Annotated in this window: 26 protein-coding genes; all 26 read right to left on the bottom strand. The window is 58.0% G+C overall.

The genetic code is table 11. The features are described 5' to 3' along the window. Positions 1 to 14: 14 nt before the first annotated feature. The 26 genes from secY to rpsL all read right to left on the bottom strand — a co-directional run bounded on the left by secY (position 15) and on the right by rpsL (position 15,014). Positions 15 to 1,346: a preprotein translocase subunit SecY gene (gene secY / locus RS899_RS30370; RefSeq protein WP_024767080.1), complete on the bottom strand. Its 1,332-nt coding sequence runs from the start codon at positions 1,344 to 1,346 to the stop codon at positions 15 to 17. Further along, complete coding sequence (gene rplO / locus RS899_RS30365) at positions 1,347 to 1,781, bottom strand: 50S ribosomal protein L15 (protein ID WP_045215310.1); 435 nt, start codon at positions 1,779 to 1,781, stop codon at positions 1,347 to 1,349. 3 nt (positions 1,782 to 1,784) lie between these two features. Next, positions 1,785 to 1,961 carry a 50S ribosomal protein L30 gene (gene rpmD / locus RS899_RS30360; RefSeq protein ID WP_009617174.1) on the bottom strand — a complete coding sequence of 59 codons (177 nt, stop codon included), beginning with the start codon at positions 1,959 to 1,961 and terminating at the stop codon, positions 1,785 to 1,787. 2 nt (positions 1,962 to 1,963) lie between these two features. Continuing rightward, the gene (gene rpsE, locus RS899_RS30355) at positions 1,964 to 2,464 is read right to left on the bottom strand and encodes a 30S ribosomal protein S5 (RefSeq protein WP_009617173.1); all 501 of its coding nucleotides are present in this window, start codon (positions 2,462 to 2,464) and stop codon (positions 1,964 to 1,966) included. Positions 2,465 to 2,467: 3 nt separating this feature from the next. Next, positions 2,468 to 2,818 carry a 50S ribosomal protein L18 gene (gene rplR, locus RS899_RS30350; protein ID WP_017521897.1) on the bottom strand — a complete coding sequence of 117 codons (351 nt, stop codon included), beginning with the start codon at positions 2,816 to 2,818 and terminating at the stop codon, positions 2,468 to 2,470. A gap of 10 nt (positions 2,819 to 2,828) precedes the next feature. Beyond that, a complete protein-coding gene (gene rplF / locus RS899_RS30345; protein WP_015475332.1) occupies positions 2,829 to 3,362 on the bottom strand; it encodes a 50S ribosomal protein L6 in 534 nt (177 codons plus the stop codon). An 11-nt stretch (positions 3,363 to 3,373) separates the two neighbouring features. Then, a complete protein-coding gene (rpsH, locus tag RS899_RS30340; RefSeq protein ID WP_015475331.1) occupies positions 3,374 to 3,766 on the bottom strand; it encodes a 30S ribosomal protein S8 in 393 nt (130 codons plus the stop codon). 188 nt (positions 3,767 to 3,954) lie between these two features. Continuing rightward, on the bottom strand, positions 3,955 to 4,260 hold the full coding sequence (gene rpsN / locus RS899_RS30335) for a 30S ribosomal protein S14 (protein ID WP_024767384.1): 306 nt from the start codon (positions 4,258 to 4,260) through the stop codon (positions 3,955 to 3,957). 13 nt (positions 4,261 to 4,273) lie between these two features. Then, positions 4,274 to 4,813 (bottom strand): 50S ribosomal protein L5, encoded by a 540-nt coding sequence (rplE, locus tag RS899_RS30330; RefSeq protein ID WP_017521899.1) that lies wholly within the window; start codon positions 4,811 to 4,813, stop codon positions 4,274 to 4,276. Between the two features lie 19 nt (positions 4,814 to 4,832). Continuing rightward, on the bottom strand, positions 4,833 to 5,147 hold the full coding sequence (rplX, locus tag RS899_RS30325; RefSeq protein WP_045215317.1) for a 50S ribosomal protein L24: 315 nt from the start codon (positions 5,145 to 5,147) through the stop codon (positions 4,833 to 4,835). A 12-nt stretch (positions 5,148 to 5,159) separates the two neighbouring features. After that, positions 5,160 to 5,528: a 50S ribosomal protein L14 gene (rplN, locus tag RS899_RS30320; RefSeq protein ID WP_017521901.1), complete on the bottom strand. Its 369-nt coding sequence runs from the start codon at positions 5,526 to 5,528 to the stop codon at positions 5,160 to 5,162. Positions 5,529 to 5,544: 16 nt separating this feature from the next. Then, the gene (gene rpsQ, locus RS899_RS30315; RefSeq protein ID WP_024767386.1) at positions 5,545 to 5,811 is read right to left on the bottom strand and encodes a 30S ribosomal protein S17; all 267 of its coding nucleotides are present in this window, start codon (positions 5,809 to 5,811) and stop codon (positions 5,545 to 5,547) included. A gap of 2 nt (positions 5,812 to 5,813) precedes the next feature. Then, a complete protein-coding gene (gene rpmC, locus RS899_RS30310; protein ID WP_003093720.1) occupies positions 5,814 to 6,005 on the bottom strand; it encodes a 50S ribosomal protein L29 in 192 nt (63 codons plus the stop codon). Further along, positions 6,005 to 6,418, bottom strand: coding sequence for a 50S ribosomal protein L16 (rplP, locus tag RS899_RS30305; protein ID WP_009617163.1), 414 nt, complete (start codon positions 6,416 to 6,418; stop codon positions 6,005 to 6,007). The genes rpmC and rplP overlap by 1 nt, the downstream gene beginning before the upstream one ends. 11 nt (positions 6,419 to 6,429) lie before the next feature. Continuing rightward, a complete protein-coding gene (gene rpsC / locus RS899_RS30300; protein ID WP_024767387.1) occupies positions 6,430 to 7,116 on the bottom strand; it encodes a 30S ribosomal protein S3 in 687 nt (228 codons plus the stop codon). A gap of 13 nt (positions 7,117 to 7,129) precedes the next feature. Then, the gene (rplV, locus tag RS899_RS30295; RefSeq protein WP_015475325.1) at positions 7,130 to 7,462 is read right to left on the bottom strand and encodes a 50S ribosomal protein L22; all 333 of its coding nucleotides are present in this window, start codon (positions 7,460 to 7,462) and stop codon (positions 7,130 to 7,132) included. Positions 7,463 to 7,474: 12 nt separating this feature from the next. Beyond that, positions 7,475 to 7,750, bottom strand: a complete 276-nt coding sequence (gene rpsS, locus RS899_RS30290) for a 30S ribosomal protein S19 (RefSeq protein ID WP_017521902.1) — start codon at positions 7,748 to 7,750, stop codon at positions 7,475 to 7,477. A 16-nt stretch (positions 7,751 to 7,766) separates the two neighbouring features. Beyond that, on the bottom strand, positions 7,767 to 8,588 hold the full coding sequence (gene rplB, locus RS899_RS30285; RefSeq protein ID WP_024767388.1) for a 50S ribosomal protein L2: 822 nt from the start codon (positions 8,586 to 8,588) through the stop codon (positions 7,767 to 7,769). A gap of 11 nt (positions 8,589 to 8,599) precedes the next feature. After that, positions 8,600 to 8,899: a 50S ribosomal protein L23 gene (gene rplW / locus RS899_RS30280; protein ID WP_015475322.1), complete on the bottom strand. Its 300-nt coding sequence runs from the start codon at positions 8,897 to 8,899 to the stop codon at positions 8,600 to 8,602. Beyond that, positions 8,896 to 9,498 (bottom strand): 50S ribosomal protein L4, encoded by a 603-nt coding sequence (gene rplD, locus RS899_RS30275; protein ID WP_017521904.1) that lies wholly within the window; start codon positions 9,496 to 9,498, stop codon positions 8,896 to 8,898. Before rplD ends, rplW begins: the two co-directional genes overlap by 4 nt. A gap of 14 nt (positions 9,499 to 9,512) precedes the next feature. Continuing rightward, positions 9,513 to 10,148 carry a 50S ribosomal protein L3 gene (gene rplC / locus RS899_RS30270; protein ID WP_024767389.1) on the bottom strand — a complete coding sequence of 212 codons (636 nt, stop codon included), beginning with the start codon at positions 10,146 to 10,148 and terminating at the stop codon, positions 9,513 to 9,515. Between the two features lie 82 nt (positions 10,149 to 10,230). Next, a complete protein-coding gene (gene rpsJ / locus RS899_RS30265; RefSeq protein WP_003243886.1) occupies positions 10,231 to 10,542 on the bottom strand; it encodes a 30S ribosomal protein S10 in 312 nt (103 codons plus the stop codon). Between the two features lie 155 nt (positions 10,543 to 10,697). Further along, positions 10,698 to 11,891, bottom strand: coding sequence for an elongation factor Tu (tuf, locus tag RS899_RS30260; protein WP_054910987.1), 1,194 nt, complete (start codon positions 11,889 to 11,891; stop codon positions 10,698 to 10,700). Between the two features lie 29 nt (positions 11,892 to 11,920). Further along, positions 11,921 to 14,056 (bottom strand): elongation factor G, encoded by a 2,136-nt coding sequence (fusA, locus tag RS899_RS30255; RefSeq protein ID WP_192435059.1) that lies wholly within the window; start codon positions 14,054 to 14,056, stop codon positions 11,921 to 11,923. A 30-nt stretch (positions 14,057 to 14,086) separates the two neighbouring features. Beyond that, entirely contained in the window at positions 14,087 to 14,557 is a 471-nt protein-coding gene (gene rpsG, locus RS899_RS30250) for a 30S ribosomal protein S7 (protein WP_054910989.1), read from the bottom strand. 85 nt (positions 14,558 to 14,642) lie between these two features. Beyond that, the gene (gene rpsL / locus RS899_RS30245; protein ID WP_015475317.1) at positions 14,643 to 15,014 is read right to left on the bottom strand and encodes a 30S ribosomal protein S12; all 372 of its coding nucleotides are present in this window, start codon (positions 15,012 to 15,014) and stop codon (positions 14,643 to 14,645) included. Between the last annotated feature and the right edge of the window lie 133 nt (positions 15,015 to 15,147).

The raw sequence follows: 15,147 nt of genomic DNA, 5'->3' as shown, positions 1-15,147 counted from the left end.
TCGAACCTTACGGGTCAGCGCAGCAGACCGCTGCCATAGCCCTTCAGGTTGGCTTTCTTCATGAGGGATTCGTACTGGTGAGAAACGAGGTGCGATTGTACTTGGGCCATAAAGTCCATCACAACCACGACCACGATCAGCAACGAGGTCCCGCCAAGGTAGAACGGAACGTGGGCAGCTACGACCAGGAACTGGGGCAGCAGGCACACAGCCGTCATGTACAGGGCACCGAACATGGTCAAACGGGTCAGCACGCCATCGATGTAGCGAGCAGACTGTTCACCCGGACGAATACCCGGAATAAATGCACCGGACTTCTTGAGGTTTTCCGCCACGTCCTTCGGGTTGAACATCAACGCTGTGTAGAAGAAGCAGAAGAAGACGATCCCTGCACTAAACAGCAGAATGTTCAGCGGCTGACCAGGCGCGATCGCTTGCGCGACGTCCTGCAGCCAACCCAGGCCTTCCGACTGACCGAACCAAGCACCCAGGGATGCCGGGAACAGCAGGATGCTGCTGGCGAAAATCGCAGGGATTACACCTGCCATGTTCACTTTCAGCGGCAAATGGCTGGTCTGGGCGGCAAACACCTTGCGACCTTGCTGGCGCTTGGCGTAATGCACGGCGATACGACGCTGACCACGCTCGATGAACACCACGAACGCGATGATGGCCACGGCCAGCAGGCCGATGGCGATCAGGGCGAAGATGTTGATGTCACCTTGACGCGCGGACTCGAAGGACTGACCGATTGCTCGGGGCAGGCCTGCGACGATACCGGAGAAGATCAACATGGAGATGCCGTTGCCGACACCCCGCTCGGTGATCTGCTCACCCAGCCACATCATGAAGAGTGCACCCGCCACGAAGGTGGTGACCGACACGAAGTAGAAGCCGAAGTCGTTGGAGAAGGCCACGCCCTGGCTACCCAGACCAATGGACATGCCAATGGCCTGGACAAGTGCCAGGACGAGAGTCGCGTAGCGGGTGTACTGGCTGATCTTGCGACGCCCAGACTCACCCTCTTTCTTCAACTGCTCCAGCTGCGGGCTGATAGCGGTCATGAGCTGCATGATGATCGATGCCGAGATGTACGGCATGATCCCCAGTGCAAAAATACTCATGCGCTCCAGCGCGCCGCCGGAAAACATGTTGAAGAGGCTAAGAATGGTCCCCTCGTTCTGCCGGAACAGTGCCGCCAAGCGATCGGGGTTGATGCCCGGGACTGGGATGTGCGCGCCGATCCGATAGACGATGATCGCCAGGAACAGGAAACGCAGACGTGCCCAGAGCTCGGACAAACCACCACCGTTGCTCAGCGCAGAGAGAGCACCTTGCTTAGCCATTTAGTCCTCGATTTTGCCGCCAGCTGCTTCGATAGCCGCACGAGCGCCCTTGGTGGCGCCGATGCCTTTCAGAGTGACCGCGCGAGTAACGTCGCCCGACAGCATGACTTTCACACGCTGTACGTTCTGGTTAATCACGTTGGCATCCTTCAGGGACTGCACGGTAACGACATCACCCTCGACCTTGGCCAGTTCGGAAGTGCGCACTTCTGCGCGATCCATGGCTTTCAGCGAGTTGAAGCCGAATTTCGGCAGACGACGGTGCAGCGGTTGCTGACCACCCTCGAAGCCCGGAGCGATGGAGCCACCGGAGCGGGAGGTTTGACCTTTGTGACCACGGCCACCGGTCTTGCCCAGACCGCTACCGATGCCACGGCCCGGACGGTGCTTTTCGCGACGGGCACCCGGCGCGGAACGCAGATCGTTCAGTTGCATGGATTAACCCTCCACACGCAGCAGGTAGTAAGCCTTGTTAATCATGCCGCGGTTTTCAGGAGTGTCCTGAACTTCGACGGTGTGATTAATGCGACGCAGGCCGAGGCCTTTGACGCAAGCCTTGTGATTGGCCAGACGGCCGTTCAGGCTCTTGATCAGGGTAACTTTGACAGTTGCCATGGTTAGAGAATCTCCTCGACGCTCTTGCCACGCTTGGCCGCTACCGACTCAGGGGACTGCATGTTCTTCAGGCCCTTGAAGGTTGCGTAGACCACGTTCACCGGATTGGTGGAGCCGTAGCACTTCGCCAGAACGTTCTGCACACCAGCAACTTCCAGGACAGCGCGCATGGCGCCGCCGGCGATGATGCCGGTACCTTCGGAAGCCGGCTGCATGTACACCTTGGAGGCGCCATGGGCGGACTTGGTCGGGTACTGCAGGGTGGTGCCGTTCAGATCAACCTGGATCATGTTGCGGCGAGCAGCTTCCATTGCCTTCTGGATAGCGGCCGGCACTTCACGCGCCTTGCCACGACCGAAGCCAACACGGCCCTTGCCATCGCCAACCACGGTCAGCGCGGTGAAGGCGAAGATACGGCCACCTTTTACGGTTTTGGCGACGCGGTTCACTTGAACCAGCTTCTCGATGTAGCCTTCGTCGCGCTTTTGATCGTTGTTTGCCATAACTTAGAACTCCAGACCGCCTTCACGAGCGGCATCAGCCAGGGCCTTGATACGACCGTGGTACTTGAAGCCAGAACGGTCGAACGCCACCTGAGTGACGCCGGCAGCCTTGGCGCGTTCCGCGACCAGTTGACCAACTTTCTTGGCTGCGTCGACGTTGCCGGTGGCAGCTTCGCGCAGTTCCTTGTCCAGGGTCGAGGCGCTGGCCAGGACCTTGCCGCCGTCGGCTGCAATGACCTGGGCGTAGATGTGCTGGGAGGAGCGGTACACGCAGAGGCGTACGGCTTCCAGTTCGCGCATCTTCAGGCGAGCCTTGCGAGCGCGGCGCAGACGGGTTTCTTTCTTGACGCTCATTTGCTATGCCCTACTTCTTCTTGGCTTCTTTACGAAGGACGACTTCGTCGGCGTAACGCACGCCCTTGCCTTTGTACGGCTCCGGCGGACGGAAGTCGCGGATTTCCGCGGCAACCTGGCCAACCAGCTGCTTGTCGATACCCTTGATCAGGATGTCGGTCTGGCTGGGGGTTTCCGCGACGATGCCGGCAGGCAGTTCGTAATCAACCGGGTGGGAGAAGCCGAGAGCCAGGGACAGCACTTGGCCTTTGGCCTGCGCTTTGTAACCAACACCAACCAGCTGGAGCTTGCGCTCGAAGCCTTGGCTGACGCCGATCACCATGTTGTTGACCAGAGCGCGGGTGGTACCGGCCATGGCACGGGTCTGCTGGTCGCCGTTACGCGCAGCGAAACGCAGCTCACCGTTGTCCTGAATGACTTCGACGGACGGATGTACTTTCAGCTCCAGAGCACCTTTGGCGCCCTTGATCGAAAGTTCCTGACCAGCCAGCTTGATTTCAACGCCGGCAGGCAGAATGACGGGGTTCTTAGCAACGCGAGACATGCTGATTCCCCTTAGAACACAGTGCAGAGCACTTCGCCACCGACGCCAGCGGCACGGGCAGCACGGTCAGTCATCACACCTTTGTTGGTGGAGACGATCGAAACGCCCAGGCCGCCGCGAACTTTCGGCAGCTGGTCTACGGATTTGTACTGGCGCAGGCCAGGACGGCTGATTCGCTTCACTTCCTCGATGACAGGCTTGCCTTCGAAGTACTTCAGCTCGATCGACAGCAGAGGCTTGGCCTCGGCGGTGACTTGGAAATCCGCAATGTAACCTTCGTCCTTGAGGACTTTGGCGACTGCCGCTTTCAGCTTGGAAGACGGCATGCTCACGACGGTCTTCTCAGCCATCTGGGCATTACGGATGCGAGTTAGCATGTCTGCTAACGGGTCCTGCATACTCATGGGCTTAATGCTCCTGATACAAAAGATAAGCCTTCAACTTCATAACTCGCCCTCAAAACGCCGGACGATCTAAACCCGGGCTCGGGGGAGCCGGGTATTCTAGAGATCGCTCAAAAACGAATCAAGCCCCACGAGGGGGCTTGCTTCGCAAAGCGATCAACGGAGCCGTTGCCGACTCCGTCTAGCACTTACCAGCTGGCTTTCACCAGGCCCGGTACGTCACCGCGCATTGCCGCTTCACGCAGCTTGTTACGGCTCAGGCCGAACTTGCGGTAGTAACCGTGCGGACGACCGGTCAGACGGCAACGGTTGCGCAGGCGGCTGGCGCTCGCGTCACGCGGTTGCTTCTGCAGGGCGACCTGGGCATTCCAACGATCTTCCGCAGTGGTGCTCGGATTAACGATGATCGCTTTCAGCTCGGCACGCTTTTTGGCGTACTTGGCTACCGTGCGCTGACGCTTCAGCTCACGGTTCTTCATGCTCTCTTTAGCCATGGTCCTACTCCAATCAGTTGCGGAACGGGAATTTGAAGGCGCGCAGCAGGGCACGACCTTCATCATCCGAACGCGCGGTAGTGGTCAGAGTGATATCCATACCGCGGAGGGCATCGATCTTGTCGTAATCGATTTCCGGGAAGATGATCTGCTCTTTGACGCCCATGCTGTAGTTGCCACGGCCGTCGAAGGACTTGGCATTCAGACCGCGGAAGTCACGAACGCGCGGCAGGGAGATCGACAGCAGACGGTCCAGGAACTCGTACATGCGATCGCCACGCAGGGTGACTTTCACGCCGATCGGCCAGCCTTCACGAATCTTGAAGCCAGCGATGGACTTACGAGCGTAAGTCACAACCGGCTTCTGACCCGCGATCTTTTCCAGATCAGCTACGGCGCTCTCGATGACTTTCTTGTCGCCGACAGCTTCGCCAAGACCCATGTTCAGGGTGATTTTGGTAACGCGCGGAACTTCCATCACGTTCGCCAGCTGAAGCTCTTGCTTCAGCTTGGGAGCGATTTCCTTCCGATAAATTTCTTTCAATCGTGCCATGGTGATCTACCTAGCTCCCTCAAGCCTGAACCGGTTTCTGGGTCGACTTGAAGACACGAATCTTCTTACCGTCTTCGACTTTGAAACCAACGCGGTCAGCCTTGTTGGTTTCAGCGTTGAAGATGGCGACGTTGGAGACGTGCAGAGGCGCCTCCTTCTCGACGATCCCGCCTTGCTGGTTGAGCATGGGGTTGGGCTTGGTGTGGCGCTTGACCAGGTTCACACCGCCAACGACCAGACGGTCGTCAGCCAGAACCTTGATCACCTTGCCACGCTTGCCCTTGTCCTTGCCGGCAATGACGATGACTTCGTCGTCACGACGAATTTTTTGCATGACGGCTACTCCTTACAGCACTTCAGGGGCAAGGGAGACGATCTTCATGAACTTCTCAGTACGAAGTTCACGAGTCACCGGCCCGAAGATACGGGTGCCGATCGGCTCCTGCTTGTTATTCAGCAGGACGGCGGCGTTGCCGTCGAAGCGAATGATGGAACCGTCGGTACGACGTACGCCGTGCTTGGTGCGAACGACCACGGCAGTCATTACCTGGCCCTTCTTCACCTTGCCACGCGGAATTGCTTCCTTGACGGTGACCTTGATGATGTCGCCAATGCCGGCGTAACGGCGGTGCGAACCGCCGAGTACCTTGATGCACATTACGCGACGCGCGCCGCTGTTATCAGCGACTTCGAGCATGGATTGAGTCTGAATCATCTTCTATCTCCGACCCTTAGACTTCAACCGCGCGCTCGACGACATCAACCAGGGTCCAGGCCTTGGTTTTGGCCAGCGGACGAGTTTCGCGAATGGTGACCAGGTCACCAATGCGGCACTGATTGGTTTCGTCGTGGGCGTGCAGTTTGGTCGAACGCTTCACGTATTTGCCGTAGATCGGGTGCTTGACGCGACGCTCGATCAGAACGGTAACGGTCTTGTCCATCTTGTCGCTGACGACGCGGCCAGTCAGCGTACGGACGGTTTTCTGAGCTTCAGCCATGATTACTTACCTGCTTGCTGGTTGAGCACAGTTTTCACGCGAGCGATATCGCGCTTAACCTGCGAGAGCAGGTGAGACTGCCCCAACTGGCCAGTTGCTTTCTGCATGCGCAGATTGAACTGGTCGCGCAGCAGGCCGAGCAGTTGCTCGTTCAGCTGCTCAACGGATTTTTCACGAAGTTCATTCGCTTTCATCACATCACCGTCCGCTTAACAAAGGAGGTGGCGAGCGGCAGCTTTGCAGCAGCCAGGGCGAATGCCTCACGCGCCAGCTCTTCGGATACACCCTCGATCTCGTACAGGACCTTGCCCGGTTGAATCTGGGCTACCCAGTACTCGACGCCGCCCTTACCTTTACCCATACGTACTTCCAGGGGCTTCTTGGTAACAGGCTTGTCGGGGAATACGCGGATCCAGATCTTGCCGCCACGTTTTACGTGACGGGTCAGCGCACGACGTGCGGACTCGATCTGACGCGCGGTGAGACGGCCACGGCTGGTTGCCTTGAGGGCGAACTCGCCGAAGCTGACTTTAGAACCGCGATGAGCCAGGCCACGGTTGTGACCGGTCATTTGCTTGCGGAACTTCGTACGCTTGGGTTGCAGCATTTGCGTACTCCTTACTTAGCAGCTTTTTTACGAGGAGCGGGCGCTTGGGGCTTCAGCTCTTCCTGGCGGCCACCAATGACCTCGCCTTTGAAGATCCAAACCTTCACACCGATCACACCGTAGGTGGTGTGCGCTTCGTAGGTTGCATAGTCGATGTCGGCACGCAGGGTGTGCAGGGGCACACGACCTTCGCGATACCACTCGGTACGAGCGATTTCAGCGCCGCCCAGACGACCGCTTACCTGGATCTTGATGCCTTTGGCACCAATGCGCATGGCGTTCTGTACAGCGCGCTTCATGGCGCGACGGAACATAACGCGACGCTCCAGCTGCTGAGCTACGCTTTGCGCAACCAGCATACCGTCGAGTTCCGGCTTGCGGATCTCTTCGATGTTGATGTGCACAGGCACACCCATTTGCTTGGTCAGGTCCTGACGCAGCTTCTCAACATCTTCACCTTTCTTGCCGATCACGATGCCGGGACGAGCGGTGTGGATGGTGATGCGTGCGGTTTGAGCCGGGCGATGGATATCGATACGGCTTACGGACGCGCTTTTTAGTTTGTCTTGGAGATACTCACGTACCTTCAGGTCGGCGAACAGATAATCGGCGTAAGTGCGCTTATCTGCGTACCAAACGGAGGTGTGCTCCTTGACGATACCCAGGCGGATGCCATTGGGATGTACTTTCTGACCCATCTGATCGACTCCGTTACTTGTCCGCAACCTTGACAGTGATATGGCAAGACCGCTTGACGATGCGATCAGCACGGCCTTTGGCACGCGGCATGATGCGCTTGAGCGAACGACCTTCGTTGACGAAGACAGTGGAGACTTTGAGATCGTCTACATCGGCGCCTTCGTTGTGCTCGGCGTTGGCCACGGCCGACTCCAGCACTTTCTTCATGATCTCGGCGGCTTTCTTGTTGCTGAAAGCCAGGAGGTTGAGCGCGTCGCCCACCTTCTTCCCGCGGATCTGGTCGGCGACCAAGCGGGCTTTCTGGGCGGAGATACGAGCGCCCGAGAGCTTAGCGGCTACTTCCATCTTCCTTACCCCTTAACGCTTGGCTTTCTTGTCCGCAGCGTGCCCACGATAAGTGCGGGTAGCAGCGAACTCGCCGAGTTTGTGACCGACCATGTCTTCGTTGACCAGAACCGGCACGTGTTGACGGCCGTTGTGGACAGCGATGGTCAGACCAACCATGTGCGGCATGATCATAGAACGGCGCGACCAGGTCTTGATCGGCTTGCGGTCGTTCTTTTCTACCGCCACTTCGATCTTCTTCAGCAGGTGAAGATCGATAAAAGGACCTTTTTTCAGAGAACGTGGCACTGTCGTATCCCTCTATTTACTTGCGGCGACGGACGATCATGTTGTCGGTACGCTTGTTCGCGCGAGTCTTCTTACCCTTGGTCTGAAGACCCCACGGCGATACCGGATGACGACCAGCAGAGGTACGACCTTCACCACCACCATGCGGGTGGTCGACCGGGTTCATGGCAACACCACGAACGGTCGGGCGAACGCCACGCCAGCGTTTGGCACCGGCTTTACCCAGCGAACGCAGGCTGTGCTCGGAGTTCGAGACTTCGCCCAGGGTCGCACGGCAGTCAGCCAGGACTTTACGCATCTCACCGGAACGCAGACGTACGGTTACGTATGCACCTTCACGGGCAACCAGCTGAGCCGAGGCGCCAGCGGAGCGAGCGATCTGAGCGCCTTTGCCAGGCTTCAGTTCGATACCGTGGATGGTGCTACCCACCGGAATGTTGCGCAGCGGCATGTTGTTGCCGGCCTTGATCGGAGCGCCGATACCGGAGATCAGTTGATCGCCAGCCACCACGCCTTTGGGGGCGATGATGTAACGACGCTCGCCGTCCGCGTATTTCAGCAGAGCGATGTGAGCAGTACGGTTCGGATCGTATTCGACGCGTTCAACGATGGCAGGGATGCCATCCTTGTTGCGGCGGAAGTCGACCAGACGATAGTGCTGCTTGTGGCCACCACCGATATGACGGGTGGTGATACGACCGTTGTTGTTACGGCCGCCCGACTTGGACTTCTTCTCGAGCAGGGGAGCGAACGGAGCACCTTTGTGCAGGTCCTGGTTCACTACCTTGACGACGAAACGACGACCAGCGGAAGTCGGTTTGCATTTAACGATTGCCATGATGCACCCCTTTACTCAGCGCCAGCTGCGAAATCGAGATCCTGGCCCGGCTGGAGAGCGATGTACGCTTTTTTCCAGTCGTTACGCTTGCCCAGGCCGCGAACGGTACGCTTGGTCTTGCCCTGAACGTTCAGGGTGGTGACGCGACGTACTTTCACGCCGAACAGGCTTTCTACGGCCTTCTTGATTTCCAGCTTGGTTGCATCAGTGGCAACCTTGAAAACGAATTGGCTGTTGCCGTCCGCCAGGCCAGTGGCCTTCTCGGAGATATGCGGGCCCAGCAGCACTTTGAATACGCGTTCCTGGTTCATGCCAGCAGCTCCTCGAACTTCTTCACGGCGGACACGGTGACCAGCACCTTGTCGTAGGCGATGAGGCTGACCGGATCGGAAGCCTGGACGTCACGTACATCGACGTGGGCCAGGTTGCGAGCTGCCAGGTACAGGTTCTCATCGACGCCTTCGGTGACGATCAGTACATCTTTCAGGCCCAGGCCTTCCAGCTTGCTGACCAGACCTTTGGTCTTCGGTGCATCGACAGCGAAGTCGGCAACGACAACCAGACGATCCAGACGAACCAGCTCAGAGAGGATGGAGCGCAGAGCAGCGCGGTACATCTTCTTGTTGAGCTTCTGGGAGTGATCCTGGGGCTTGGCTGCGAAAGTCGCGCCGCCGCCACGCCAGATGGGGCTACGGATGGTGCCAGCACGAGCACGACCAGTGCCCTTCTGACGCCACGGCTTCTTGCCACCACCGGAGACTTCGGAACGAGTCTTCTGAGCCTTGGTGCCTTGACGACCGCCAGCCATGTAGGCGACGACTGCCTGGTGAACCAGGGTCTCGTTGAATTCGCTACCAAAAGTACGCTCGGAAACCTCGATCGCCTGAGCGCCATTTACATTCAGTTGCATCTCAGCTTCCTCTCTTAACCGCGAGCCTTGGCTGCCGGACGCACCAGCACATCACCACCGGTAGCGCCAGGAACGGCACCTTTGACCAGCAGCAGATTGCGCTCTGCATCGACACGCACGACCTCAAGGGATTGAACGGTTACGCGCTCAGCACCCATGTGGCCCGACATTTTTTTGCCCTTGAACACTCGACCAGGAGTCTGGCACTGGCCGATGGAACCCGGGACGCGGTGGGAAACGGAGTTACCGTGGGTGTTATCTTGACCACGGAAGTTCCAGCGCTTGATGGTACCGGCAAAGCCTTTACCCTTGGACTCGCCGGTAACGTCTACCAGCTGGCCTGCCTGGAACAGATCGACAGAGATGGAATCGCCTGCCTTGAACTCCTCTTCGCCCAGACGGAATTCCCACACGCCGCGACCGGCAGCGACATTCGCCTTGGCAAAGTGACCGGCTTGCGCCTTGGTCACGCGAGAAGCACGGCGCTCGCCAGCAGTTACCTGCACAGCGCGATAGCCATCGCTTTCTTCGTTTTTGAACTGGGTGACGCGATTCGGCTCGACCTCAATGACCGTGACCGGAATGGAGACACCATCTTCGGTGAAGATGCGGGTCATGCCGCACTTACGACCGACAACACCAATTGTCATCTTTAGAACCTCTTTAGTGTACGGGGCTTTCACCCGCTATGGCCGCCCATTTCAGAGCGTTACACGACCAATGCCGAAGGCATTAGCCGAGGCTGATCTGTACTTCGACGCCAGCAGCAAGGTCGAGCTTCATCAGCGCGTCGACGGTTTTGTCGGTCGGCTGAACGATGTCGAGAACACGCTTGTGGGTACGAATTTCGTACTGGTCACGAGCGTCCTTGTTGACGTGCGGGGAAATCAGCACGGTGTAACGTTCCTTGCGGGTCGGCAGAGGAATCGGACCACGCACCTGAGCGCCAGTACGTTTCGCGGTTTCCACGATTTCCTGGGTAGATTGGTCGATCAGGCGGTGATCAAAAGCCTTCAACCGAATACGGATTTGTTGATTTTGCATTTGACCTCAGACTCCAAGTTGCCATTCCCAACGGACGGACTCCGCCCGTTAAAAGGAGGCGCAATTGTACGGATGCGCCTGGGGGGTGTCAATATTTAACCAACTCAACGAAAAAGGGACCCCGAAGGGTCCCTTTTTCTGGAGCGGATCAGCGATTACTCGATGATCTTGGCAACCACGCCGGCGCCAACGGTACGGCCGCCTTCGCGAATCGCGAAGCGCAGGCCATCTTCCATGGCGATCGGAGCAATCAGGGTAACAACCATTTTCACGTTGTCGCCCGGCATTACCATCTCAACGCCTTCCGGCAGTTCGCAGTTGCCGGTTACGTCGGTGGTACGGAAGTAGAACTGCGGACGGTAGCCTTTGAAGAACGGGGTGTGACGACCACCTTCTTCCTTGGACAGCACGTACACTTCGCACTCGAACTTGGTGTGTGGCTTGATGGTGCCCGGCTTGGCCAGAACCTGGCCACGCTCTACGTCTTCACGCTTGGTACCACGCAGCAGGACGCCAACGTTCTCACCAGCACGACCTTCGTCGAGCAGCTTGCGGAACATTTCAACGCCGGTGCAGGTAGTTTTGGTGGTCGCCTTGATACCGACGATTTCCACTTCTTCCTGGATCTTGACGATGCCACGCTCAACACGGCCAGTTACCACAGTGCCACGACCGGAGATCGAGAATACGTCTTCGATCGGCATCAGGAACGGCTTGTCGATGGCGCGCTCGGGCTCAGGAATGTACGAGTCCAGGGTTTCTACCAGCTTGCGCACGGCGGAAACGCCCATCTCGTTGTCGTCCTGGCCGTTCAGAGCCATCAGAGCGGAACCGATCACGATCGGAGTGTCGTCGCCCGGGAAGTCGTAGGTGTTCAGCAGATCGCGAACTTCCATTTCGACCAGTTCCAGCAGCTCGGCGTCGTCAACCATGTCGGCCTTGTTCAGGAACACGACAATGTAAGGAACGCCTACCTGACGGGACAGCAGGATGTGCTCGCGGGTCTGCGGCATGGGGCCGTCAGCAGCCGAGCAAACCAGGATCGCGCCGTCCATCTGGGCAGCACCGGTGATCATGTTCTTCACGTAGTCGGCGTGGCCCGGGCAGTCTACGTGAGCGTAGTGGCGTACCGGCGAGTCGTATTCAACGTGAGAGGTGTTGATGGTGATACCACGAGCCTTCTCTTCCGGCGCGTTGTCGATCTGGTCGAAAGCGCGAGCGGAACCGCCCCAGGTCTCGGAGCAGACCTTGGTCAGAGCAGCGGTCAGAGTGGTTTTGCCGTGGTCAACGTGACCGATGGTGCCGACGTTGACGTGCGGTTTGTTACGTTCAAATTTTTCTTTAGCCACGAGAGTAACCTCTTACTAAAAGAGCTGAATCAAGCTTGTTTTTTGGCCAGAGCTTCGACGACGTTCGCCGGAGCTTCAGCATACTTGGAGAATTCCATGGAGTAGCTAGCGCGACCCTGGGACATGGAACGCACGTCGGTTGCATAACCGAACATCTCGCCCAGCGGAACCTCGGCACGGATAACCTTACCGGAAACCGAGTCTTCCATCCCCTGAATCAGACCACGACGACGGTTCAGGTCCCCCATCACGTCACCCATGTAGTCCTCAGGAGTCACCACTTCCACCTTCATGATCGGCTCCAGAACCTTGCCGCCGCCCTTCTGGGCCAGCTGCTTGGTCGCCATGGAAGCAGCGATCTTGAACGCCATCTCGTTGGAGTCGACGTCGTGGTAGGAACCATCGAAGACGGTCGCCTTCAGGCCGATCAGCGGATAGCCGGCAACAACGCCGTTCTTCATCTGCTCTTCGATGCCTTTCTGGATGGCCGGGATGTATTCCTTCGGAACCACACCGCCCACGACTTCGTTGGTGAAGACCAGGCCTTCAGTGATGTTGCCCTTGTCGTCCACGTCCGGAGTCGAGAAACGAATCCAGCAGTGACCGAACTGACCACGACCACCGGACTGACGAACGAACTTGCCTTCGATCTCGATGTTGTCCTTCGAGATGGTTTCGCGGTACGAAACCTGCGGCTTGCCGATGTTCGCCTCAACGCCGAATTCACGCTTCATGCGGTCGACGAGAATGTCCAGGTGCAGCTCACCCATACCGGAGATGATGGTCTGGCCGGTTTCTTCGTCGGTCTTGACGCGGAACGACGGGTCTTCCTGAGCCAGCTTGCCGAGGGCGATGCCCATCTTCTCCTGGTCAGCCTTGGTCTTCGGCTCAACAGCTACCGAGATCACAGGCTCCGGGAAGTCCATACGCTCGAGGATGATCGGCTTCTCGATATCGCACAGGGTGTCACCAGTGGTGACGTCCTTCATGCCGATCAGAGCAGCGATGTCGCCAGCGCGTACTTCTTTGATCTCGTCGCGCTGGTTGGCGTGCATCTGCACCATACGACCAACGCGCTCTTTCTTGCCTTTCACGGAGTTGATAACCGAGTTACCGGACTCCAGAACGCCCGAGTAGACGCGAACGAAGGTCAGAGTACCTACGAACGGGTCGGTGGCGATCTTGAATGCCAGAGCCGAGAACGGCGCATTGTCGTCAGCCGGACGCTCGTCTTTCGGAGCATCGTCGCCGTCGTCAATGTGATCCGGGTGGATACCCTGGATCGCCGGAATCTCGGTCGGAGCAGGCAGGAAGTCGATGACGGCGTCGAGAACCAGGGGCACGCCCTTGTTCTTGAAGGAGGAGCCGCAGACAGCCGGTACGATTTCGCAAGCGATGGTACGCAGACGCAGGCCAGCCTTGATCTCTTCGATCGACAGCTCACCCTCTTCCAGGTACTTGTTCATCAGCTCTTCGTTGGCTTCGGCAGCAGCCTCGACCATGTTGTTGCGCCACTCGGTGGCCAGCTCGACCATATCGGCGGGAATTTCTTCCTCGCGATAGGAAGTGCCTTTGTCGTCTTCGTTCCAGTAGATGGCCTTCATCTTCAGCAGGTCAACCTGACCCTGGAAGTCATCTTCTGCACCGATGGCCAGCTGAACCGGAACCGGGGTGTGACCCAGACGGTTCTTGATCTGACCGACGACGCGCAGGAAGTTGGCGCCGGCGCGGTCCATCTTGTTCACGTAAACGATACGCGGAACGCCGTACTTGTTGGCTTGACGCCATACGGTTTCGGACTGCGGCTCAACGCCGGAGGTGCCGCAGAACACAACGACGGCGCCGTCCAGTACGCGCAGGGAGCGCTCAACTTCAATGGTGAAGTCTACGTGGCCGGGGGTGTCGATGACGTTTACGCGGTACTTGTCGTACTGGCCGCGCGAACCTTCCCAGAAGGTCGTGATCGCAGCGGAGGTGATGGTGATACCACGCTCCTGCTCCTGCACCATCCAGTCGGTGGTAGCAGCGCCGTCGTGCACCTCACCCATCTTGTGGCTGAGACCTGTGTAGAACAGGATCCGCTCGGTAGTGGTGGTCTTGCCCGCGTCAACGTGGGCACAGATACCAATGTTCCGGTAGCGGTTGATTGCTGTATTACGAGCCATAAAGCCCTCGCAGAAGTGTTGATGCCGTAATTAGAAGCGGTAGTGCGAGAACGCTTTGTTGGCTTCAGCCATACGGTGCACGTCTTCACGCTTCTTGACGGCGGCGCCTTTACCTTCAGCGGCATCCATCAGTTCGCCAGCGAGACGCAGAGCCATGGACTTCTCGCCACGCTTGCGGGCGAAGTCCACCAGCCAGCGCATGGCCAGTGCATTACGACGGGACGGACGTACTTCGACCGGAACCTGGTAGGTAGCACCGCCGACACGGCGGGACTTCACTTCGACCAGCGGAGCGATGGCGTCGAGTGCTTTTTCGAAGATTTCCAGGGGGTCGCCTTTACCGCGCTCTTTGACCTTGTCCAGAGCACCGTAAACGATACGCTCGGCAACGGCTTTCTTGCCGCTTTCCATCACGTGGTTCATGAACTTCGCCAGAATCTGGCTTCCGTATTTCGGATCGGCCAGGATCTCACGTTTGGCCGCTACACGACGTCTTGGCATTGATAAGCCCTCAAACGGTCTTCAGGTAATCCGGGACTTGATGCCCGACCTTACTCTTATCGACTCAGCAAATAGGAAAACAAAATTACTTCGGACGCTTCGCGCCGTACTTCGAACGACCCTGCTTACGGTCTTTGACACCGGAGGTGTCCAACGAACCGCGCACGGTGTGGTAACGCACACCCGGAAGGTCTTTTACACGACCGCCACGGATCAGCACTACGCTGTGCTCCTGCAGGTTGTGGCCTTCACCGCCGATGTACGAGGAAACCTCGAAACCGTTGGTCAGACGAACACGGCACACTTTACGCAGTGCGGAGTTCGGCTTCTTCGGGGTGGTGGTGTATACGCGGGTGCATACGCCGCGACGCTGAGGGCAGTTCTGCAGGGCAGGAACGCCACTCTTGTCTACCAGGCGCTTGCGCGGCTTGCGCACCAGCTGGTTGATAGTTGCCATCTATAGCTCCACTGATTGTCTTACGACACTTAAAAACGAAAATGGGCAGAGCAAGCGCCCTGCCAATTTTCGGGGTACAAGATACTAAAGAGCTTACGGATTCCAGTCAAGACAAAGCCCCGGTTGTCAAGAC

The sequence above is a fragment of the Pseudomonas sp. C9-3 genome, from assembly GCF_032392015.1.
In the GTDB taxonomy this organism is placed as follows: Bacteria; Pseudomonadota; Gammaproteobacteria; order Pseudomonadales; family Pseudomonadaceae; genus Pseudomonas; species Pseudomonas nitroreducens.
Note: the sequence above shows the minus strand (reverse complement) of the source record. Positions and strands in the feature narration are given on the sequence as shown.